At 73.5% G+C, this 21,056-nt stretch carries 22 protein-coding genes; all 22 read right to left on the reverse strand.

Going from position 1 to position 21,056, the window contains the following annotated elements; all coding sequences use genetic code 11:
- Positions 1-106: 106 nt before the first annotated feature.
- Positions 107-715, reverse strand: a complete 609-nt coding sequence (locus ADK52_RS09885) for a response regulator transcription factor (protein WP_078621836.1) — start codon at positions 713-715, stop codon at positions 107-109.
- A 98-nt stretch (positions 716-813) separates the two neighbouring features.
- Positions 814-2,058, reverse strand: a complete 1,245-nt coding sequence (locus ADK52_RS09890; protein ID WP_078988197.1) for a sensor histidine kinase — start codon at positions 2,056-2,058, stop codon at positions 814-816.
- 84 nt (positions 2,059-2,142) lie between these two features.
- The gene (locus ADK52_RS09895; RefSeq protein WP_053689392.1) at positions 2,143-4,491 is read right to left on the reverse strand and encodes a TOMM precursor leader peptide-binding protein; all 2,349 of its coding nucleotides are present in this window, start codon (positions 4,489-4,491) and stop codon (positions 2,143-2,145) included.
- Positions 4,488-4,685, reverse strand: coding sequence for a hypothetical protein (locus ADK52_RS09900; protein ID WP_053689393.1), 198 nt, complete (start codon positions 4,683-4,685; stop codon positions 4,488-4,490). Before ADK52_RS09900 ends, ADK52_RS09895 begins: the two co-directional genes overlap by 4 nt.
- A 150-nt stretch (positions 4,686-4,835) precedes the next feature.
- Positions 4,836-6,032 carry a cytochrome P450 family protein gene (locus ADK52_RS09905; RefSeq protein WP_078988226.1) on the reverse strand — a complete coding sequence of 399 codons (1,197 nt, stop codon included), beginning with the start codon at positions 6,030-6,032 and terminating at the stop codon, positions 4,836-4,838.
- 105 nt (positions 6,033-6,137) lie between these two features.
- Complete coding sequence (locus ADK52_RS09910) at positions 6,138-7,049, reverse strand: carboxymuconolactone decarboxylase family protein (protein WP_234343617.1); 912 nt, start codon at positions 7,047-7,049, stop codon at positions 6,138-6,140.
- A complete protein-coding gene (locus ADK52_RS09915; protein ID WP_063783807.1) occupies positions 7,046-8,011 on the reverse strand; it encodes a class I SAM-dependent methyltransferase in 966 nt (321 codons plus the stop codon). The genes ADK52_RS09910 and ADK52_RS09915 overlap by 4 nt, the downstream gene beginning before the upstream one ends.
- Complete coding sequence (locus tag ADK52_RS09920) at positions 8,005-8,805, reverse strand: alpha/beta fold hydrolase (protein WP_053689394.1); 801 nt, start codon at positions 8,803-8,805, stop codon at positions 8,005-8,007. Before ADK52_RS09920 ends, ADK52_RS09915 begins: the two co-directional genes overlap by 7 nt.
- On the reverse strand, positions 8,802-9,494 hold the full coding sequence (locus tag ADK52_RS09925) for a LysR substrate-binding domain-containing protein (RefSeq protein WP_053689395.1): 693 nt from the start codon (positions 9,492-9,494) through the stop codon (positions 8,802-8,804). The genes ADK52_RS09920 and ADK52_RS09925 overlap by 4 nt, the downstream gene beginning before the upstream one ends.
- A 1-nt stretch (position 9,495) precedes the next feature.
- Entirely contained in the window at positions 9,496-10,239 is a 744-nt protein-coding gene (locus ADK52_RS09930; protein ID WP_053689396.1) for a DUF6182 family protein, read from the reverse strand.
- Positions 10,236-11,381: a hypothetical protein gene (locus ADK52_RS09935; RefSeq protein WP_053689397.1), complete on the reverse strand. Its 1,146-nt coding sequence runs from the start codon at positions 11,379-11,381 to the stop codon at positions 10,236-10,238. The genes ADK52_RS09930 and ADK52_RS09935 overlap by 4 nt, the downstream gene beginning before the upstream one ends.
- Positions 11,378-12,874 carry an FAD-dependent oxidoreductase gene (locus ADK52_RS09940; RefSeq protein ID WP_053689398.1) on the reverse strand — a complete coding sequence of 499 codons (1,497 nt, stop codon included), beginning with the start codon at positions 12,872-12,874 and terminating at the stop codon, positions 11,378-11,380. Before ADK52_RS09940 ends, ADK52_RS09935 begins: the two co-directional genes overlap by 4 nt.
- Positions 12,875-12,876: 2 nt before the next feature.
- Positions 12,877-13,731 (reverse strand): class I SAM-dependent methyltransferase, encoded by an 855-nt coding sequence (locus tag ADK52_RS09945; protein ID WP_053689399.1) that lies wholly within the window; start codon positions 13,729-13,731, stop codon positions 12,877-12,879.
- A gap of 69 nt (positions 13,732-13,800) precedes the next feature.
- Positions 13,801-15,552 carry a GH3 auxin-responsive promoter family protein gene (locus ADK52_RS09950; RefSeq protein ID WP_053689400.1) on the reverse strand — a complete coding sequence of 584 codons (1,752 nt, stop codon included), beginning with the start codon at positions 15,550-15,552 and terminating at the stop codon, positions 13,801-13,803.
- On the reverse strand, positions 15,549-16,178 hold the full coding sequence (locus ADK52_RS09955) for a hypothetical protein (RefSeq protein WP_053689401.1): 630 nt from the start codon (positions 16,176-16,178) through the stop codon (positions 15,549-15,551). Before ADK52_RS09955 ends, ADK52_RS09950 begins: the two co-directional genes overlap by 4 nt.
- Positions 16,175-16,882, reverse strand: a complete 708-nt coding sequence (locus ADK52_RS09960; RefSeq protein ID WP_053689402.1) for an HAD family hydrolase — start codon at positions 16,880-16,882, stop codon at positions 16,175-16,177. Before ADK52_RS09960 ends, ADK52_RS09955 begins: the two co-directional genes overlap by 4 nt.
- Positions 16,879-17,730, reverse strand: coding sequence for an AfsA-related hotdog domain-containing protein (locus ADK52_RS09965; protein WP_234343619.1), 852 nt, complete (start codon positions 17,728-17,730; stop codon positions 16,879-16,881). Before ADK52_RS09965 ends, ADK52_RS09960 begins: the two co-directional genes overlap by 4 nt.
- A 53-nt stretch (positions 17,731-17,783) precedes the next feature.
- On the reverse strand, positions 17,784-18,002 hold the full coding sequence (locus tag ADK52_RS09970; RefSeq protein WP_030857091.1) for a tautomerase family protein: 219 nt from the start codon (positions 18,000-18,002) through the stop codon (positions 17,784-17,786).
- 13 nt (positions 18,003-18,015) lie between these two features.
- Complete coding sequence (locus ADK52_RS09975) at positions 18,016-18,963, reverse strand: hypothetical protein (RefSeq protein ID WP_234343620.1); 948 nt, start codon at positions 18,961-18,963, stop codon at positions 18,016-18,018.
- Positions 18,956-19,576 carry a hypothetical protein gene (locus tag ADK52_RS09980; RefSeq protein ID WP_053689404.1) on the reverse strand — a complete coding sequence of 207 codons (621 nt, stop codon included), beginning with the start codon at positions 19,574-19,576 and terminating at the stop codon, positions 18,956-18,958. The genes ADK52_RS09975 and ADK52_RS09980 overlap by 8 nt, the downstream gene beginning before the upstream one ends.
- A gap of 103 nt (positions 19,577-19,679) precedes the next feature.
- On the reverse strand, positions 19,680-19,922 hold the full coding sequence (locus ADK52_RS09985; protein ID WP_053689405.1) for an acyl carrier protein: 243 nt from the start codon (positions 19,920-19,922) through the stop codon (positions 19,680-19,682).
- Positions 19,923-20,093: 171 nt separating this feature from the next.
- Positions 20,094-20,954, reverse strand: a complete 861-nt coding sequence (locus tag ADK52_RS09990) for a helix-turn-helix transcriptional regulator (protein WP_053689406.1) — start codon at positions 20,952-20,954, stop codon at positions 20,094-20,096.
- Positions 20,955-21,056 lie beyond the last annotated feature (102 nt).

A 21,056-nucleotide genomic window follows, 5' to 3' on the forward strand; every position in this document is an offset into this window, starting at 1 on the left:
GTTACGAGGGCGCCCGGGTGCTGCCGCCGAATGGCAGGCGGTCGGGGCGCAAGACCACTCGAATGTACGTTGAGACGAGCCGGCCGGAGTCCAGGCCGGCCGGCGTCTAGACCAGCCAGCCGGCGTCGCGGGCGATGCGGATCGCGTCGACGCGGTTGCGGGCCTTCAGCTTCATCACGACCGTCGTCAGGTAGTTCCGTACCGTCCCGGTGGACAGGTGGAGTTCGCCGGCGATCTCGGCGGCCTCCGAGCCCTGGGCGGCCATGCGCAGCACCTCGGTCTCGCGGTCGGTCAGCGGGCTCTCCAGACCGTTCCAGGCGGCCACGGCCAGCTTGGAGTCGATGACCCGCTGGCCGGCGACCACCCGGCGGATGGCGCTGGCCAGTTCCTTCGGGGAGTCGTCCTTGAGGAGGTACCCGGAGACCTGGGCCGCCAGGGCCCGGCGCAGGGTTCCGGGGCGGCCGAGGCTGGTGAGCATCAGCGTCCGGCACTCCGGGAGGTGCTCGTGGATCTGCATGGCCGCGCTCAGCCCGTCGAGCCCGGGGAGGTCGATGTCGATGATGGCGATGTCCGGCCGGACGTCGAGGGCGGCGGCCAGGATCTCGTCCCCGCGCGACAGTTCGCTGACGACCTCCAGGTCGTCCTCCAGGTCGAGCAGGGCGACCAGCGCACCGCGCACCATGTGCATGTCTTCGGCCAGCAGGATTCTGATCACCGTGACGAGCCCCCCGTCCGCGCGGTCGATCTTGTACTTCCGATCATAGCAACCGGGCCGGTCCGGCAGCCGGTTGGCCGCCGGTGTGCGCCGTCACGTCAGGCGACGAGCCACGACCGTTCGCCCTCCGCCGGTTCGTCCGACTCGTCGAGGTCCGGGTCGACGTCCCCGTGCGCGGGAACCTGCGCGACCACCCGGAACAGGGTGCCGGGGCCCCGTTCGACCGTCAGTTCCCCGCCGACCGCCCGCAGCCGCAGCCCCAGGTTGCCCAGGCCGCTGCCGCTGTGCGGCGAGGTGTCGCGGTAGCCCTCGGTGACGCCGTCGTTGGTGACCGACAGCGTCATCAGGCCGTCCTCCTCGACGGCGGTGATCTCGCAGTGCACGGCGCGGCTGTGGCGCAGCACGTTGGTGACGGCCTCCCGCAGCACGGTCGCGAGCACCGTGTCCACGGGTGAACTGACCTCTCCCATGCGGATGTCGGTCACCGCGTCGACCTCGGCGGCGCCCAGCACCGACTTGGCCGAGGCGATCTCCTCCTCCAGCGACATGTCCCGGTATCCGCTCGCCACCCGCCGCACGTCGGCCAGCGACTGGCGGGAGATGGCCAGCACGTCCTCGATCTCGTCCATGGCCCGGGCGGGATGGGCCGGGATCAGGCGGTGGATGAGCTCGCCCTTGAGCTGGATCGCGGAGAGGCTGTACCCCAGCAGGTCGTGCAAGTCGCGCGCGAAGCGGAGCCGTTCGCGGGTGACCGCGGCGCGCGTGAGCTCACCGCGGCTCTCGTGCAGGACGCGGACCAGCTCCGACAGCCTGGTCAGCCCGAAGGTGACCAGCCCGGTCAGCAGGGTGCTCTGCGCCAGGTAGATGCCGTCGAGGACGGGCCGCCCTTCCAGCAGCGGGGGCAGCAGCATGCTGATGCCCACGAAGCCGTACAGGATCCAGCCCAGCCGCGGGGGCAGGAGCAGCAGCAGGGAACCGGCGAGGAAGCCCGCCATGGCGCCCCACTGCGATTTCAGGGCGATGAGCGGCAGGTAGGTGAAGGCGACCTGGGCGCCGAGCGTCAGCGCCCTGCGGGGGGTCGGGACGCGCTGTGTGCTCGTCCGGGAGTGCAGGAGCTGGAGGGCGAAGACGGCGCCGAGGCAGCCGAAGGCGGCTGCCAGGGCGGGCCCCTCGACCCCGGCGCTGAGGATGTTCAGGGCGGTGATGCCCACGTAGCAGAGGAGTGCGGCGACGAGGATGACCTGGGCCATCCGGGGCGCGGGTAAGTCCCGGCTACGTCGCAGAATGCCCTCGACCAGGACCGCCTCGGACGGTCCATCCGAGGACTTGAGGCGGCCAGGCATGTCAATCCCCCTTAAGCGTTCCTCTGTTACATGCCAGGTGTGAGCATAGGGGAGGGGCGTGGGCAAGGGGCGCGAATCGTTCCCTCACACGAACAGCGGGACCGGGTTGAGCTGGTCGTACGGAGTGGGTTCGGCCAGTCGGCCGAGGCCCACGGGGACGTCGAAGAGGCGGCCGGACCCGTACCGCGCCCAGAAGTGGCGCAGTCCCGGTACGACCACTTTCGTCACGGGAAGTCCGAGGTCAGGTCGGCTCTGGTCGAGGACCAGCAGGTCCATACCTTTACCCCGGACCAGCTCGGTGATCAAGCGTACGTCGTCGAGCAGATCGGCGCTCCGGACCGACGGCCAGTGGCCCGGCGTGCGGGTCTGCGCCGTCGGATCGGCCGCCAGATATGGCTGGTTGCCGATGGTGGCCCCCCGCCACCAGGACAGCGGCTCCGGGTCGGTGATCCGGTATCCGAGGCCGTCCGGCCGTGCGTCGCCGACGGCGGGGAGCAGCTGCCCCAGCTCCGACACGGCCCGGGACAGCGCCACCCGGGGGTCGAAGTGGGCGCCGAAGCCGAAGATCACGTCCTCGCTGGGCTTGTCGGTCCGCCGGGACAGCGCCGCGAACACCGGAATGCCCAGGTCGGAGGTGAGGTCGAGCGCCCACACCTCCCGGTTGGCCCGGCGCAGTCCGTGGCGGACCCGCTCGACCCACTCGTCCTCGAAGGAGCCGAGGTCCACCCCGGGCTGGCGGGTGCGGTTGTACCACCACAGGGCCACCGCGTCCCGTTCCACCAGCTCCAGGAAGCCCTGCACCAGCGCGTCCTCGGGGCTGCTGCCCGCCGCGTTGCCGTTGGAGTCGGCCAGCGGAGCGTCCCCGGCACGGCCGCCGGCGCGATCGCCGGAGGAATCCGCTCCCCGCCCGAAGTACAGCATCGAGGTGGGGAGCAGCCGCTGGACGCCCCCGGTGAGCGACCACACCGGCGTCCAGTCGGTCGGGCGGGTCTCGTCGAACGGCGCCGGGACGTGGTGGAAGCGGGAGTGCCGCGCGTTCCACCGCTCCCGCTCCGCGAACTGGCGGGGGCTGTAGAGCTGGCAGTCGTTGGGGTGCACGGCCGCCCCGCCCAGGCCGCGCAGGGAGTCGCGGACCACCGGCTCGTCACCGTGCCGCGTACCGCTGTAGCGCTCGACCGCCTCGCACAGCGCGCTCGTACGGGCTTCCTCGGCGGTGCGGCCCTTGCCGCCGCTGAGCGCGCGCAAGCCCGAGCTGAGACCGGCGAAGGACGCCGACTCCATCGCCAGGTTGTGCCCGGAGGTGTACGCGTGGACGAAGTCCGGGGCGCCGGAGGCCTGCCGGATCTCCTTGACCACCCCGGTCACCGGGTCCACGAGGTGCCCGTACGCACGCAGCACCTGCGCCGGGGTCAGGGCGCGGTCCCCGCCCCCGGTCGCGGCGGCCTTGGGCCGGGACACGGGGACGAAGGGGGCGCCGACCCGGCGGGCCACCAGACCGGGGTCCCCGCAGCCCGCGCACTGCGGGAGCCGGCTCACCGGGTGGCTGGCGGTGCGCAGGCGCAGCGTGTCGAAGGTACGGATGTGGGTCTGCTCGGGATGGCGCAGCCCGGCCAGCCACTTGGCGGCCTCCAGGACGGCGAGGTTCACCGCGAGCGCCGTCCCGGCGGCCAGCCCGGCGGGCGGCCGCGGTACGGGACCGTCCAGGCCGAGCGCGCGCCGTACCGGCACCTCCGAGTGGCGGTGGCCGCGCAGCCGTACGGCCAGGCAGTGCCAGCAGGGGCCGGAGCCGGGCCGGAAGAACGGGCCCACCCAGGGGTCCGTCCCGCACAGCTTGGCCGGCACCCACGGCCGGCCCGCGGCGCGGTGGCGGGCGTCGGCGTCGGCCAGTCCGGGGGAGAGGTAGTCCTCGCACAGGACGAGGACCAGGTCGGCGGCGCCGGGGTCCGCGGCGACCGCGATGCCCGACTCCCGGCAGGCCTCGGCCACCGGCCGCGGGTCCAGGCCGGGCAGCGCCTCGATGGCGACGGCGGCCCGGGCCAGCCCGGCGGCGGCCATGCCGCCGTCCAGCCCGGCCAGATCCCAGTACGCCTCGGCCTCGGCCTCCGCCTCGGCGGGTGCGGCCGCCGGGGCGGTGGAGCGGATCAACCCGGCGTCGGCCAGGGAGAGGAGGGCCGCCTCCGCGTCCTCGGCGCCCAGGACCCGCGAGGCCTCCTGCCGGACCGCCAGGGCGGTCCGGGTGCCGTCGAGCAGCGGTACGAGGACCTCCGCCTCGCTCCCGCTCAGGGCGGTCACCCCGCGCCGGGACACCAGGTAGGCGGCGTCGCCGGGGACGACCGTCGGCCGCAGATGGGACTTGAAACCCACCAGCGCCTCGGCGGTGGCCGGCGGCGGAGTGAGCGCCGCGGCGGGCCACTCGCGCTCGGCAGTGCTCATGCTCCCAGCCGTCCGGCGATCGGCGCCGCCGGGCCCGTGACCTGCGTCTGGCTGCAGACGCTGAACAGGGCGTACGCGGTGTCCGGCAGGGCGTCGAGGTTCTCGATCACCAGGCCGGGCTTCGAGGGGCGGGCGGGTATCGGTACGGATCCGGTGCTGGGGCTGATGCGGGCGTTGGCCGAAAGGCTGGTCATGGCGGTGGAGTTCCCTCTGCGTCGTCGTGGCGCGGGTCGGTCCGTTCACTGACGATTCTGCGAGGATCCGGTGATCGCGGGACAGTGCCCCGGTCACCAGCGCAAGGTGAAGTTTTCACATGGTGCGCTGCCGCCGGCACGGCTGAACGTTCAGGCCGGCCAGCGGACGGGCAGCTGCCGGGGACCGCGGATGAGGAGGCCCGTGCGCCAGGCGAGGTCACGGGGGTCGGCGTCCAGGGCGAGGCCGGGGCAGCGGGCCAGGAGCGCGGTGATGGCCGTACGGGCCTGGAGGCGGGCCAGCGGAGCCCCCAGGCAGTAGTGGATGCCGTGGCCGAACGCGATGTGCCCGCCCGCGGGCCGGCGGATGTCGAAGCGGTCCGGATCGGGGAAGCGCGCGGGGTCCCGGTCGGCGTCGGCGAGCGCGACCAGCACCAGTTCGCCGCCGCCGGGTATCGGGGTCCCGGCGATCTCCACGGGCCCGGTGGTGAACCGGTACGTGGTGGTCTCGACCGGCCCCTCGTACCGCAGCATCTCCTCCACGGCGTTGTCGATGAGCGAGGGGTCGGCGCGCAGCGCGGCGAGCTGGCCGGGGTGGCGGAGCAGCGCGAGCACGCCCGTCGAGATCAGCTGGACGGTGGTCTCGAACCCGGTGACGAGCAGGAGCCAGGCCATGCCGATGAGTTCGTCGGGCGAGAGCCGGCCGCCGTCCTCGTCGGTGGCACGGATGAGGGCGCTCATCAGGTCCTCGCGGGGCCGCTCGCGCATCTCGTCCACCATGGCGACGAGGTAGCGCGTCATCGCCGCCGTGGCGGCGGTCCTGGTGGCGTGGTCCGGGGAGCTCAGGGCCTGTTCGGCCCAGTCGCGGAAGGCGGTGCGGTCGAGGGCGGGCACCCCGAGGAGTTCGCAGATGATGCCCATGGCCAGCGGGAACGCGAGGGCCTCGACGAGGTCGGCCGCGCCGGCGGGCCGGGCCAGCATGGCGTCGAGGAGCTCGCCGGCGAGGGCCCGTACCCTCGGGGCGAGTGCCTCGACGCGGCGCGGCGTGAACTCCTTCACCACCAGCTTGCGCAGCCGGGTGTGGTCGGGCGGGTTCGAGCTCAGCAGGTTCTCGCCCGCGGAGAGCCGCGCCAGCGGGAGCGCGGGGGAGGCGTCCCGCCAGGACTTGGACAGCAAGGGCTCGGTGAGCGCGGCGCGACAGGCCTCGTAGCCGACCACGAGCCAGGCCTCGGCGCCCTCCGGCACGCGGATGCGGTGCACCGGGCCCCGGGCGCGGAGCGCGGCGTACACCGGGTGGGGATTCCTGGTGAACTCCTCGCCGAGCGCCCCGAAGTCCGCCGCGACGTCCACTGAGTTGTCCGCCGAGTTGTCCGCCGAGATGTCCGGCGCGATGTCCGTTCCCACGGATCAGCCCTCCTGCCGTCGTACGTCCGGTGGTCCTGACGTTCCGTCCCCCTACCGCACCGGGGCGTTCCGCTTCTCGAACACCTCCCTGGCCACCCCGATGGCGTTCAGCACCCGCGGGAAGCCGGCGTACGGCACCACGTGGATCAGCGTCTCCACGACCTGCGCCGGACTCAGGCCGACGTTCAGGGCGGCGCCGATGTGCACCCGCAGCTGGGGAGCGGTGTCACCGAAGGCCGTCAGGGCGGCGACGGTGACGAGCTGGCGCCGCCGCGGCGACAGCCACGGGCGGTGGTAGACGTCCCCGAAGGTGAATTCGACGATGAACCGGCCGAGGTCCGGGGCGATGTCCTTGAGCGACTCGATGACTTCCAGGCCGTGGTGCCCGTCGATCTCGACGAGCTTCTCGGTCCCGCGCATGGAGCGGTCGCGCGTGTCGTTCATGACCGGCGGCTCGAAGGTGACGCCCCGGTTGGCGAAGACCGTCCTGGCGACCCCGACCGCGTTGAGCGCCCGCGGGAATCCCATGAAGGGCACGATGTGGATCAGGGCCTCGATGACCTCCTCGGGCCGCACGCCGACGTGCAGCGCCGCGTCGATGTGGAAGTCCAGCTGCGGGGCGGTGTCCCCCTGGGCGGCCAGCGCGGCCACCGTCGACAGCTCCCGTTCGCGCAGGTCGAGTCCCGGCCGGGCGTAGACGTCGCCGTACGCGAACTCGACGACGTAGCGGCCCAGGTCCGGGGCGATGTCCCGCAGCGACTCGATCACGGACACTCCGCGCTCGCCCGAGGTGTCGTGCAGGACGGCCAGCCCCCGCTCGTAGCGGGAGTCGCCGCCGGAGGTGGCCGCGGCCGCGACCGAAGTCGGGTTCAGGAGGCCCTCGGCGAGGCCGATGCCGACGAGGGCGCCCCCGGTGAGGGTGGCCCGGCGGGTCATTTCGGCGGTGCTCCGTACGTCGTTCATGGTGTGTCGTCTCCGTCCATCGGTGCGAGGGGTGCGAGGGGTGCAAGAGGAGTGAGGGGTGCATGAGCTGTGAGAGGTTCATGAGGCGCGCGAGGTCCGTGCGGCGCGATGCGGGGGCCCGCGGGCACCGTGCCGACCGCGATGACGTTCCCCTCGCTGATGTATCCGTCCGGGTCGCGCAGCGGGCAGGCCGGATCGTCGGGGTCGAGGAAGGGGGCCCAGTTCCCCGGGATGCCCTCGTCCGCCGCCTGCCGGGCGAAACGCGCGCACGCGTTGGCGTAGAACCGGAGGGCGGCCGGGGTCAGCGGGGCGTGGTGCTCCATGAGGATCGTGCGCTGCCGTACGTCCGTCAGACCGGCAGCGCGCAGCCGGCGGTACAGATCGCGGCCGCGGAGCAACTGGCGGGCGTAGCCCGGGGAGGCGGCGGACGCCCGGAAGAAATCGGTGATCAGGAACGGGTCCGCCGGGCGGACGGTGCTCAGCGAACCGTCCACGTCCTTGACCGCGACGAGCCCGCCGGGCCGGGTGACCCGGCGCAGTTCCGCCAGCGCCCGCGCCAGCTCCGCGTCGTCCAGGTACTGCGTCGTGTTCGCGCACCAGACGGCGTCGAACATGCCGTCCGCGTACGGCAGGTCGAGGACGCTGCCCCTGCGTACCACCAGCGGCGCGGCGCCCGGCCGGCCCCGCAGCCGTCCGGCGGCGCGCTCCACGTTCTCCCCGGCCAGGTCGATGGCCGAGATCCGGCCCGCCGCGCCGACGAGCTCGGCGATCCGGGGCAGGAACGCACCGCTGCCGCAGCCCGCGTCCAGTACGTGCCACCCGGGCCGGATGCCCACGCCGTCCAGGGCGTCCCGGTAGTACGCGGCGCAGGCCTCGAAGTGCGGGTCCACGATCTCCTCGTGGGTGAACGGCAGCCCGGTGGACGTCGTGTACCCCCACGCCGCGTGATCCGCCGTCAGCATGCCGCGGCCCCCGCCCCTGCCCGTACGACGGCCTCCGCGGCCGTGGTTTCCGCATGGGCCAGCAGGTCCGTCAGGATCTCCGCCGTCGCCTCCGGCGCCTCCAGGGGAGCGAGGTGGCCGACCCCGGGAAGGACGACGAGCCGGCCGCGCGGCAGCGCCTTCGCCGTCCGGCAGGCCTCGTCGAGGGAGACGAGCTCGTCCTCGGCGCCGATCACCACCACCGCGGGCATGTCCGCCGCCCGCAGGGTGGCCGTGGAGTCCGTACGGGCCGCGATGGCCCGCTGCGCCCAGGCGACGGACCGCGGCCGCGCCGCCAGGGCCAGGCCCGTCACCCGCGCCGTCAGGTGCGGCCGCCGGGCGCGCGTGGTGGCGCCCAGCAGGGAGGGCGTGGTCGCGGCGACGAGCCCGGCGCGCGCCGAGTCGTCGAGGACCGCGTCGGCGAAGCGCAGGCGCTGCCCGGCCGCCGCCGCGGAGTCGGCCGTACCCCGGGCCGCCAGCAGGGCCAGTGCGCGGACCCGGTCCGGGTGGCGGCGCAGGAAGGCCATCGCCACGTAGCCGCCCATGGAGCAGCCGGCGAGGGCGACTTCGCCGATGTCCTGCCGGTCGAGTTCCCGGGCCAGGCCGTCGGCCACGAGATCGAGCGAGGGCGAGCCGTGGGGCAGCGGCGCGGCGCCGAAACCGCACTGGTCGGGGGTGAGGACCTGCCGGCCACGGGCGCGCAGGGCCCCGGCCGTTCCGTCCCACAGGGAGGAGTCGAGGGGCAGGGCGTGGAGCAGGACGAGGGGGAGGCTCATCGGCGCGCCGCCCTTTCCGAGTCGGCGACGAACCGCCGTACGTGCTCGGGCGGTTTGCCGCCCCGCAGCCAGGCGAAGGCCACCGGCGAAGGCGGCAGGTCGTGCACCGGCACCACCTTGACGTCCGGCGGAACCACCGCGTCCAGGGACTGGAACGAGAGGTGGATCGCGTACGTGCTCCTGAGCAGCTCCGCCATCGCGGTGAGCGTCGTCATGGCGTGGATCCGGCGGATCGGCCGGCCCAGCGGGGTCCGCGGCGGCACCACCAGGTCCCAGACGTGCCCCGGGAACTCCCCGGGGCACCGGAAGCCGCCGTACTCCGCGACCTCCTCTACCGATACCGAGGCGCGGCCGGCCAGCGGGTGGTGGGATCCGACGAGGACGGCCCGCCCGTCGAAGCCGACCGGCTCGCTCACGGCGAGGTCCGGCTCCAGGGGGTCGTACTTGACGATCATGATGTCCATGGATCCGGCCCGCAGCGGGGCGAACGGCTCGGTGACCTCGTACGGGACGTACTCCACCGACCCCGGCGCATGGCCGGCGGCCGCGACGAGACGGGACGCCAGGTGCGTCGAGCCGTGGACGCCCAGGCGGACGGTGCGCGGCGCGGCGCCGGCGCGGGCGGGTGTGCGGGTGTGGGTACGGGCGGGCGTGGGGGTGGGGGTGGGGGTGGCGGTGGGGGCTGGCATTTCAGACCTCCGTGGTCAGTCCGGCATAGGCCTGGAGCTCGTCCGGGCGGTGGACATCGGTGTCGACGCGCAACATGGCGAGCTGCGCGCCCAGCCCGGTCAGGCGCGGTACGAACCGCAGCGTCAAGCGGTCTCCGGGACCGATCAGCCCGTCCAGGACGGCCTCGGCGAGCAGGTGGTTGACGTGCACGAGCGCCTCGGTGACCGACACCTTGGCGGTGGCGATGTACAGCTCGCGGCGGGCCGCGGGACGGGCGCCCGGACGGCCGGGCACGGTCACGGTGGCCGACCGCTGCGCGGTCAGCTCGTCCGCCGCCTCGAAGGCCTTGAGCAGCCGGCGCAGCGTGGCCGTCCGCGCGCCGGGCGCGGGCCCGGCCCAGGCCACCGAATCGTCGCCGGCGACGTGGTCGAAGGAGAACCGCTCGCGGAGGTTGGACGGGCTGCCGGCCAGGTAGACGGTACGGGTGAACGAGCGCCGCCACGCCTCCCGTTCCCCGGGGGCCAGGGCGAGGGCGAAGGCGCAGGTCTCGCGCACCCACCGGGGCAGGTCGAGCCGGCCGATGACGACCACGGCCAGCACCTCGTCGGCCGGGGCGGCGCGGTCGCCGTGGAGTCCGGCCCGGACGGCGCGCAGTGCCTGCGCACTGGACAGGTCGAGCCCGTCCGCGAGCTCCGGGCGGGCGGACCGGACGCGGTCCGCGGCCGACTTGAGCAGGGCCGCGGAGGACAGGGGGAAGGGGGTCACAGGAACACCGCCGACAGGAGTGCGGGATCGGGAGCGGGTCGGCCCTTGCCGAGGAGCGAGGAGACCAGCCGGTAGGGGTCGACGTACGCGTGGCCCCGCCGGTGCCGCTCCAGCGCGTCGGCCAGATCGCAGGCGCCGGTCGCGGACCCCGAGCGCCTCAGGAGCCGGGCGGCCACGGCCAGGCAGTGGCGCAGCAGGTCGTGGCGGAACGACTGCTGCTCGCCCGGGCCGAGGGTCGCGATGAAGTACAGGCGCATGCCGAGCCGGAGCGCGTCGTCGCCGCCTCCGCCGTCCGCGGCGCCGCCCGCCTCGGCCCAGGCCCGCAGCAGGGCGCCCGCCGTGTGGTCGCGCCAGCCGCCGTGCCGGGCCGAGGTGATCTTGCCGTCGATGGGCACCCGGCCGATGGGCACCCGGCGCACCGGCGGCCCCAGGCCGGTCAGCACGCGGTGCAGCAGCCGGTAGTCCGCGTCGAGTTCGCGGTCGTACAGCAGGACCACTTCGTCGTACCAGGGCACCAGCGGCAGCAGCTCGCGCAGCGCGCAGGCGAGGTAGTTGGGACGGCCGTCCGCGGTGACGATCCGGCGCAGCGGCATCCCGTGCCGGGTGAGGTCCAGGTAGACGGGGCCCCCGCAGTGCCGCTGGTCGAGGACCAGGCCCACGGCGGCGAGCCGTTCGATCATCTCCTCCAGCCCGAGGCCGGGCGGCTGGTGCTCCCGCAGGCCCGGGTCGTGCATCCCCAGCCGCTCGTAGTGCCCGGCCCACAGCCGCAGCATCCGCTCGCTCGCGGGGTGCACCCAGCCGCTGTGCTCGACGGCGTCCCGGTAGGGCCGCAGGACCTCGGCGCCCTGGCGCTGCTCCTCGGAGCGGTAGCGGACGTACAGGTCGCCGATCTCCTCCTCGGAGAGCTGTGTGTAGTCGGTCTCTCCGTGGGTGCGGTCGAGGAACTCCCAGAAGCCGACAGTCTGCTCGGTGACGTGGTAGGTGGTGTGGCTGTAGCGGTACGTCACCGCGGCGAGCGGGGCGGTGGCCCGGAACATCACGTCCGTCCACAGCAGGCCCTTGAGGTGGCTGGGGGTCAGCGGCTTGGTGGGGGTGATCGTGACCGGTGCCAGCAGGACGTTCTTGCGGGGCAGCACGTTCATCCTTCCTCCCGGTCCGGGGCGTGGGCGTGGGCGTGGGCGGTGACGGTCTGACGGAGTTCGGCGTACGTCGGCGGACGCGGGCCGGACGGTAGGGAGGTGTCCGGCGCGGCCGCTCGTACGCGGGCCAGGAACTCCGGGTCGGCGAAGACCTCGGCGGGGGTGGCGAGGCCCGTCCCGACCCGGGTGGTGCCCCGCCATACGGCGCGGTCGGTGGCCGACGCCGCGCTCGCGGCCTCCCGGACCGGCACGGGCACGGGTGGTGCGGGTGGTGCGGGCGCTGCGGGCGACCCGGGTTCGGGGAGCGACGGGGTTCCGGCGGCGGCCCGCCACCGTTCGGCACGCGACCAGGAGTCGTGCGCCCCCTGCTCGTACCAGGGCCGCAGCACGCGGTCGGCGAGTTCCGTGGCGGCCAGGCCCAGCCACTCGTCCACCGCCGGGTGTTCCTCGATCAGGTCCGCGAGCCGGAAGGCGTGCATGAGCGCGAGGGACAGACCGCGGCCGAACATCGGATCGGTGACGCAGGCGGCGTCCCCGGCCCGCACGAGTCCGGCGACCGGACGCTGCCGGCCGGGCCCCGCCCCGCGCAGGACGTTCGGCGGCATCGCGATGGCCCGGACTGGGCCGAGCGGCTCCGCCGCGCCCCCGTCGACCCAGTCGGCCAGGTACGGGGAGAGCCGGCAGGCGGCGGTGAAGGCGGCGGGCGTGCGCAGGGCCGCCAGCGCGCGGTCGCCGGGCAGGGCGCCGAAGGTGATGGCGAAGACCTCGTTGTCCGCCGGGTGCAGGACGGCGGAGTAGTGGTCCCAGATGCCGCCGGCCGCGTTGCCCCGGTTGAGCGGGCCCGGCGGCGGCCCGCCGGGGTCGCGCAGCCGGTAGAAGCGGCCGAAGGCGTGCAGCCGGCTGGGGCCGGTCAGGTCGCCCGCGGCCGGGATGCCCGCCGCGGTCAGCCAGGACCGGGACGCGGACCGGCGGCCGGAGGCGTCCACCACCAGATCGGCGGGGATCCGCTCGCCGCCGTCCGTGACGACTCCCGTCACCCGCAGGCCCGTCGGCCCGGACGGGGCGGTCAGCACCCCGGCGACCGTGGTCCGGTGGCTGAAGGCCACCCCGGGCAGGGCCTCGACGGCCCGGTGCAGTACGAGGTCCAGGACGGCGCGGCGGACGAGCAGCGTGACGAGCTCCTCGTCCCCCGGCTCCACGGGACCCGGCGGCGCCGCAGCGGTGAGATCGGCGAGCCGGGCCCCCTCCGCCAGCGCCGCGTCGAGGACGGCCGGAGCGTGGGAGCGCAGCACGCGCACGCCGAGCGCGTTCAGAATGTGGTCGTGGCCGGCCTGGGGGACCGAGAGCCGCTCCCACAGCTCGGCGCTCTTGACGACCGGCCCGTCCGGAGGCGGTTCGCTCCGCTCCAGGACCCGCACCCGGTGGCCGCGGCCGCCGAGTGCCAGGGCCAGGGCGAGGCCGGCGGTGCCGCCGCCCGCGATCACGATGCTCGCCATGGTCAGCGACGCCTGCCGTGCACGAAGAACACCCGCCGTACGTCCTCCACCTCGCGCGCGGGCACCGGGTCCGGCCACCGCCCGAAGTCGGCGTCGGGCTCGCCCGGCTGGACGGCGCGCACGTCGAACCCGTACTGCTCGAACAGGGCCTCCGGCTCGTCGGTGCCGAACACCCACGGGCACCCCCAGCCGGCGAAGACGTCCAGCAGGCCGCGCATGTGGGGGAGGGTCAGGGCGGCCCGGTTGACGATGTCGGCGGCGATCCGGCTGCCGGGCGCGGAGATCGCGGCGACCCGCTCCAGCATCCGGTGCGCGTCGGCCTCGGGGATGTAGTAGAGCAGCCCCTCCAGCAGCCACGCCGACGGGACGGCGGGGTCGTAGCCGGACGCGATGAGGCGCTCCTCCCAGTCGTCGGCGGTGAGGTCGACGGCGACCGTACGGTGGTCGACCCGCGGCCGTGCTCCCCGCAGCCGCTCGGCCTTGAAGTCGAGCACCGCCGGGCGGTCCACCTCGAAGTAGCGGATGTGCCCGGGCCACGGGAGCCGGTAGGCGCGCGAGTCCATGCCGGCCGGGGCCAGCACGAGCTGGGTCGTCCCCGGGTCCTGGGCCGCATCCTGGAGCAGGTCGTCGAAGAACCGGGTGCGGATGGCGTTGTAGTCCGGGGTGCTGGGCAGGGTGCGCGGCCGGTCGGGCGGGAAGGTCGCCGCCCGGATCTCGGCGAGCAGTTCCGGGCCCGCCTCGCCGACCAGGCCGGCCGCGTACGGGTCCTCGTACAGCCGGTCCTCGCGGCGGGTCTCGGCGGCCCGCAGGGCGGCGGTGAGCAGGGCGGTCCGTTCGACGGGGTTGAGCACGGGCATGGTGGCTCCTTGTACGGGGGGTGCGGGTGCCGGACGGCCGAGGTGCGGTGGGGTGGGGTGGGAGCGGTGTCAGGCGAGCGGGTCCCGGGGGTCCCGGGTCAGGCGCTCCCAGAGGACGTCGTCCTGCCGGAAGAGGCGGTCCTTGACCTGCGTCGGGCGGATGCCCCCGGCGACGGCCTCGTGCCAGTCGCGGTCGAACGCCTCGGCGTCCAGCAGGCGTACGGCGGGGGCGGCCAGCCGGCCGTCCGCCCGGGCCCGCGCGTACCCGGCGGACCGCGCCGCCAGGGAACGGTCCAGGGCGGCGGTGAAACGTACGGTCTCGGCCGCGTGCCAGGGGCTGCGCGGGGCGATCGCGAACACGTAGCGCGGGGCCCCGGGCTCCGCCGGAGCGGTCGCCGGGCCGGCCGTCGCACCGGCCGCGGCACCGGCCACCGGGCCGGCCACCGGCTCGACCCGGCACGCCACGTTGCGCAGCGCGAGTCCGCCTGAGTCCAGGGCCGTGCGCAGGGCCCGGACCACCTCCGCGTCCCGCAGCCGTTCACCCGCCGCGTCGGACCGGCCGCCCCGGCCCGCGTACTCCAGCCGCGGGACCCCGCCGGACGTGTCCACGACGCGAACCACGTCACCGACGGCGTACCGGTACAGCCCGCCGACGTGGCTGAAGACCACGTGGTAGTCCTGGCCGGCTTCGAGCTCGTGCGGCAGCAGCGTGGCCGAGTCCGGGGCGAGGTCCTCATCGGCCGGTACGAACTCGTACACCGAGGCCGACGCGACCAGGCTGCCGGCCGAGGCGTGCCGGTCCAGCGCCACGCCGACCGGGCCCTCCGAAGCGGCCACCGGCGCGGGCAGCACCGTGACGCCGGGGCCGAACTCCTCCCGCAGCGCGGGCAGGTACAGCGAGGCCACCCCGGTCGTCCAGCAGAAGATCGCCCGCAGCCGCGGCCACACCTGCGCGGGCCGTACGGTGCCGAAGTACTCAGCGAGGTGTTCGAGCTCGGCGGCCCGCTCGGGGTCCGGAGCCCGGTGCGGCAGACCGCCCAGGGTGCCGTCGCGCACCTCCTTCACGATCCGCGGCCACCACAGGTTCAGCTGGTACGGGACGGCGGCGACCATCGCCGGGTTGATGCCGATCAGCGCGCGCAGATCGCTCTGCACCGCCAGCCGGAGCCGCAGGTACGCCCGCTCCAGGTGGTCACCGGGCTCGGTGGGGACCGGAAGCGCCGCCCACGGTGCGCCCGTGCCGGGTTCGGCCGAGAGGGGTTCGCCGAAGCGGGCCCCGAAGTCCACCTGGCTGGCGCCCACATGGGGCCGGCCGTCGCCCGTGGTGGGCGGGGCGCTCAGCGGATCGTGCTTGAGGTTGAGGACGGCGTCGGGCCGGTCCAGCACGTCCGGGAAGTGCTCGATCAGCGGGGCCCAGGCCGCGAAGTAGAACGGCATGAAGGTCGTCCGCATGAAGCGCGGGGTGACGGGCACCTTCTTGTGCGCTCCGGTGCTGCCGCTGCTGGTGAAGTAGACGGCGGGCGCGTCGGCCGACAGCAGGTTCCGCTCCCCGGCGGCCGTCCGCTCGATGAGGGCGGCGTGGTCGGCGTAGTCGCGTACGGGGACGGCCTCCCGGAAGTCGTCCACCGTGAGGACGCGGCCGAGGCCGTGCCGCCTGCCGAACCGGGTGGAGGCGTTGAAGCCCACCAGGTCGGTCAGGACGCGCTGCTGCGTGCCGCGCAGATCGGCGTGCTCGGCGGCCAGCCGCTCGCGCGCGGCGAACACCCGCTCGCGGTAGCGGCCGGTGTGGCCGGGGGCGTGCCAGACGGAGTCGGCGTTCACGGGGCCAGCACCTCCCGTACGGCTTCGGCCGCCCGGTCGGCGTCGGGCTGCTCCGGCAGCATCGTCACCGGCAGCTCCCGCACCTCCTCCAGCAGCAGCTTGCGCAGGTTGCGCTGGTAGCCCTCGAACTCCGCCCAGCTGCCGTCCTGCCCGTCGTGCTCCAGGGCGTTGAGCCGTGCGCCGTCTCCCCTGCGGCGCCAGGCGGAAGCGGGCGGGACGTCGAGGAAGACCACCCCGCTGGGCTGCGGGAAGGAACGCCACCAGGAGTACATCCGGCTGTCCCGGACCCCTGCCATCCGGCACTTCGCCAGGATCTTGTAGTAGTACGAGTCCACGAGCACCGGAACCCGCGGGTCCGTCTCCCGCACCTGGTCCCGGAGGTGGACCACGGCCGTCTGGAGCACGCTGGCCATGAAGTCCACCGAGTACGCGGTGGACAGGCCCGGCAGCAGGTGGTCGTGCACGTCCCGCCGCAACCGGGTGATCAGGGCGTGCTCGGGGGCGACGAACGCGCGGTCCGTCGACACCATCCGCCACTCGGGCAGCATGGACACCAGGCGCCCCATGACCGAGGACTTGCCGGCCCCGTCGGGACCCAGCAGTACGTGGAACCGGCGCCCGCTCACCGGACGGCGATCGTCTCGGAGCGCCGCCGGGAGAGCAGCGCCAGGCGCTCGCGCAGCTCGGCGTCCTCGCCCACGGCCACGGGGTGCCCCACGAGCTCCAGCATCGGCAGGTCGGAGACGTGGTCCCCGTACGCGAAGCAGTCGCGCGGGTCGACGGCGGGCCGCGCCGCCAGATCGGCGAGGACCGCGGCGCGCTTGCCCTCGCCGATGACCGGGACGCCGACCTCGCCGGTGTAGCGGCCGTCCTCGATCAGGGGGCGGGTGCAGAGGACCGTCTCCGCGCCCAGCTCGCGCGCCAGCGGCTCCAGGAGGGGCGGGAACGAGCCCGAGACCAGGACCAGGGGCGCCCCGGCGGCCCGGTGGCCGCGCAGGGCCCGGCGCGTGGAATCGATGTAGAAGCCCCGGGTGGAGGCGGTCCGTTCGGCGAACCAGTCGTCCGCCAGCCGCGTGACCGTCTCCACGGACTCGCCCGCGTAGTGGCTGTAGTAGAAGCGGTTGATCTCCTCGCGGGGCGCCCCGCCGGCGGCCCGCCGGCCGATCACCGCCGTGATCCGCTCGTACTCCTCCTCCCCGGCCGCGCCGTGCCGGCGCACCAGCTGGTAGTGGAGGAAGTCGAACATGCTCTTGACGCTGATCAGCGTCTCGTCGACGTCGCTGAAGACGACGTAGGGCCTGGGCCCGGGCCCGGGCGTGTGGTCGCTCATGACGTACGGACCTCCGCGCGCGCCGGAGCCGCAGCCTCCGCGGCGGCCGCAGCCGCGGCCAGCGCCACCCCGTCCTGGAGGGACCGCTGCGCCGCCCGCGTCTCCTTGGCGTGGGAGACCTGGGTGTCGAAGGCCGTGAACCGGACCTCCATGCCCGCCGTCTCCGACCCGCCCTGGCTCACGGACAGTTCGCAGTGGAAGGTCATGCGGGTGCGGTGCGGGGTGCGGTGGGCGAGGACGCGGCAGCGCACCACCGCGGGGAGCGGGAAGAGGAAGTTGCGGTACCGGGTGGCGAAGGAGTCGATGACGAAGTAGCTGCTCCCCACCGCCTCGGCCGGCAGGTAGAACTGCTCGGCGACCGCGATGAACATCTGCCGGCCGGCCTCGGTGGCCAGCATCCCCTGCATGTGCTGTCCGGTGAGGTGGTCGGACATCACCTCGTTGTCGCCGTCGACCAGCAGGTCCGCCTCGTACCAGTCGGCGCCGACCGGCCGCGGCGCGGAGATCAGCACGTTCTCGGGACGGTGTTTGTGGGCGATCTCCCGGCCGGCGCGGGTGTGCAGCGCCTGGTCGTCGATGACGACCAGCTCCGCGAGCCCGCGCCGGGCCAGGGTGTCGCGTATGAACTGGACGTCGAACAGGGAGACGCCCTGCCCCACGCTCACGCGGACCCCGTCGGCGCTCTCGGCGCCGTCGGTGCTCTCGGGGAACGTCCCGTTCCTGATCAGGCGGGCCAGCTGGGAGACGGTGAACACGCCTTCGTGGTGGGCGAACTCGGCGAACACGTCGCCCACGAGGAACAGCGTGCCGGGCTTGGCATCGGTGGCCTGGGACGACTCATGGGGCATGGGCACGGACATGGCATTCGGCCTTTCCTGTTCGGGTGGTGGAGGGGGTCACGTCATTCGGTCAGGCGCCGGCTCAGCACCGGGAACTCCGGGTCGCTGCCCAGGGCGCCGCCCTCCGTCCAGCGGTTGCGCGGCACCTCCTGGACGTAGACCGTGATCTTGTCCAGGGGGGCTCCCGTGACCTTCCTGACGGTCCGGGTCAGCTCTTCCATGAGCTCCCGGCACTGGGCGTCGTCCTGGCCGTCCCAGGTGGTGACGGAGATGATGGGCATGGGATGGGACCTCTCAGGCTGTGGTGCGCAGGTCCTGGAAGGACGGGCCGCGCAGTTTGAGGTGGGCGTGGATGTCCCCGCCGAGGCCGAACTCCCCGATGGCGCCGCCGTAGCTGCGCTGGTAGCTCATCCACAGCACGACGACGTTGATGATCCGGTTGGCGCCGGGCAGCCCGGGGTCCGGGAACGGGTCCGGCATCGTGGCGTGGTACCGGCCGGAGCCCTCCGCGTCCGTGACGAACACGTTCGGCACTCCGAGCGGTCCCGGCCGGGTCGGGCCCGCCGGATCCAGGTCGCGGGCGCGCAGCGACATCACCGTGTAGACGCTGTTCGGTACGAGACGGGAGAAGTCGAAGTCGAACGTCCCGGACCGGCCGTCGGGGGTGACGGCGACCTCCAGGCTGCCGCTCGCCTCCATCCACCGGCCGAAGGTCACCGGCGCGACGACCTTGGGCCCGTCCTCCGCCCGCAGGTCCGGGATCGGCACCTGGTGGAAGGCGTGGCTCGGCCGCTCGACCCGGGCGGCGTCCGGCAGCTGCTCCGGCGCGAACACCATGGGGTAGTTGTTGCACGGCAGGGGCAGCGGCAGGGTGTGGAGCACGAGGTCCCGGTCCGCCCCGCCGGGGTCGGTGTCCAGTTCGCGCACCACCGTGTACGGGGCGAGGCGGCCGAACTCGGGAACCGGGCTGGCCGGTGAGACCACGGCCGCGCCCCACTCGGGCGCGGCCCCGCCGGCGGCGGTGGGCCGGTTGACCATGCCCACCACCACGAAGTTGCCGTCGCCGTCCATGACCTCGCTCGGCGGGTACAGCGGACCCTGGGTCGTGAGCGCGAGCTCGTACGTCTCCCGGCGGTTCGGGGTCGCGAGCCCGGCCGGGGCCGGGGGGCGGGTCGCCGTACGGGTCGCCGTACCGGTGGTCGTACCGGCCGTCGTGCCGCTCGTCGTGCCGATCTCAGACATCGGCGCGCTTGTAGACGCGGGTGTAGAGGCCGCCCTCGCCGCCCACGATGTAGCGGTCGCCCGCCTGGCGGACGATCTCCTGGTACTCCGGCGACGTGAACACCGCCTGGTACTCGGCCGGCTCGACCTCGAAGCCGGACACGAACATCACGCCCGGCTGCGAGCTGATCAGCGAGTGGTACGCCAGGAACGTCTTCACCTCGTCCGCGCGCCGGACGACGTCGAAGATGGTGTTCTCGCGCCACTCGCGGTAGGCGGCGTACTCGCGGGGCTTGACCTCGATGTAGCGCAGCTGCACGTACGGGGTCTGCGGCAGCGGGTCGGCGGTGTCCTTGGGCGCCTCGACGAACTCCAGGAGGTGGCGCCGGAAGTCCGTCACGAGGTCGGCCGACACGGCCTCCCAGAGCTGCTTCCAGCCCGTGTTCAGACCATCGAGCTCGGAGAGCTCCTTGACCGGCGTGATCTCCAGGACGTTGCCGTCGTCCACGCTGACGTACAGCGCGCGGCCGGCCACCGGCTCCTTCTGGTTCAGCCGGCTCCACTCGGCGAGGACCTGGTCCAGCCGGCCGGGGGCCACGGCGACTTCATTGAGGACGAGCAGGGTGGAAGACATGGGTGTGCCCTTTCGATGAATGCGTGAATGCGTGATGCGTGAAGGTGTGCATACGTGAATGCGGAAATGTGTGGTGGGGGGATGGTGCGTGGGGGGGAATGCGTCAGGCGACGGTGACGCCCTTGGCCGCGATCACCGCGGCCGCCTCCGCGACGGTCTGCTCGGGGACGAGTTCACCCATCTCGATCTCGACGCCGAACGTCTTCTGCAACCGCAGGGCCAGTTCCTCCAGCAGCAGCGAGTCGATCTCCATCGCCTCGAACGTGGTGTCCGGCGTGACATCCGCCGTCGGCACGTCCAGCTCGCCCAGGACCGTGACCACCCGGCTGACGATCGAAACATCCATGAGAATCCTCCGTGAATCACTTGGAACGCCGACTTTCGCGTTGCGGGATCGGAGCTGGTGAATTCAGCGGATCGAATTCCGTCCGCGTCCCACGGATTCATCATGGGATCCGGGAACGGGCGGAGGAAGTGTCTCCTGATCATGGTGGTGCGAACACCACCGGCATGGGAATCAGGCGGCCTCGGCATGGCAGCCGACGAGTTCGCGCGGACGCGCGGCCGATTCCGCCCCGGGCCGGGCGACATACAGGGTCAGCAAGGACTCGGGGCTCTCCGGCACGCTCATCACCACGCGGTCGAAGACCCGCACCCCGGCCTGCGGGAGCACGATCTTGCGCCGGCTCTGGTTCGGGCCGACCACCTCGTGACAGTCCCACAGCGTGGCGAAGCGCGGGCTGCGCTCGCTCAGCCGTTCCGCGATCCGGCCGAATTCCCGGTCCTCCGGGAAACGGGCCGACTGCGCCCGGAACTGGGCGACCAGACCGCGCCCCACCTCGTCCGCCTCGGGGTACTTCTCGCGCGTCGACGGCTCGGTGAAGAACTTCAGCACGCAGTTGTCGCCACGGGCGTCGATACGGAACAGGGAGCGGGCCGAACGGCTGGCCAGTTCGATCCGCCCGTACCGGTCGGTGATGTACGCCGGATTGCGCGACCACCCCTCGACGAGCGCGTTCATCCGCGCGTACTCGCTGTCCCACCGGCGGCCCGCCGTCGGCTGCGGCGGATTGTGGCCGGCCAGCCGGTAGAAGTACGTGCGCTCCACGTCCCCGAGCCGCAGCGCGTTGCTGACCGCGTTCACGATGCCTTCGGACACGTTGATGTCCCGGCCCTGTTCGAGCCAGGTGTACCAGGACACCCCGACCCCGGCGAGAGCCGCGACCTCCTCGCGCCGCAGCCCCGGCGTACGTCTGCGCTCCACGTTCACCAGACCGACTTCCTCCGGCGTGATCTGCTCCCTGCGCGCCCGCAGGAAATGCCGCAGCCGCGTCCGCCGTAAAAGTCCTGATACCGGAGGGGATGCAGTCGTCTGCATTCCTCGACCTCTTTCTCTTTCCGACTGAAGAAAACCTCGGTGCGGTGCGCCCGGCCGGCAGGCCCACCGATGGTGGTGGCACCACCCCGTTCGACAGACACT

The sequence above is a fragment of the Streptomyces sp. WM6372 genome (genome assembly GCF_001279655.1).
Taxonomy (GTDB): Bacteria; Actinomycetota; Actinomycetes; order Streptomycetales; family Streptomycetaceae; genus Streptomyces.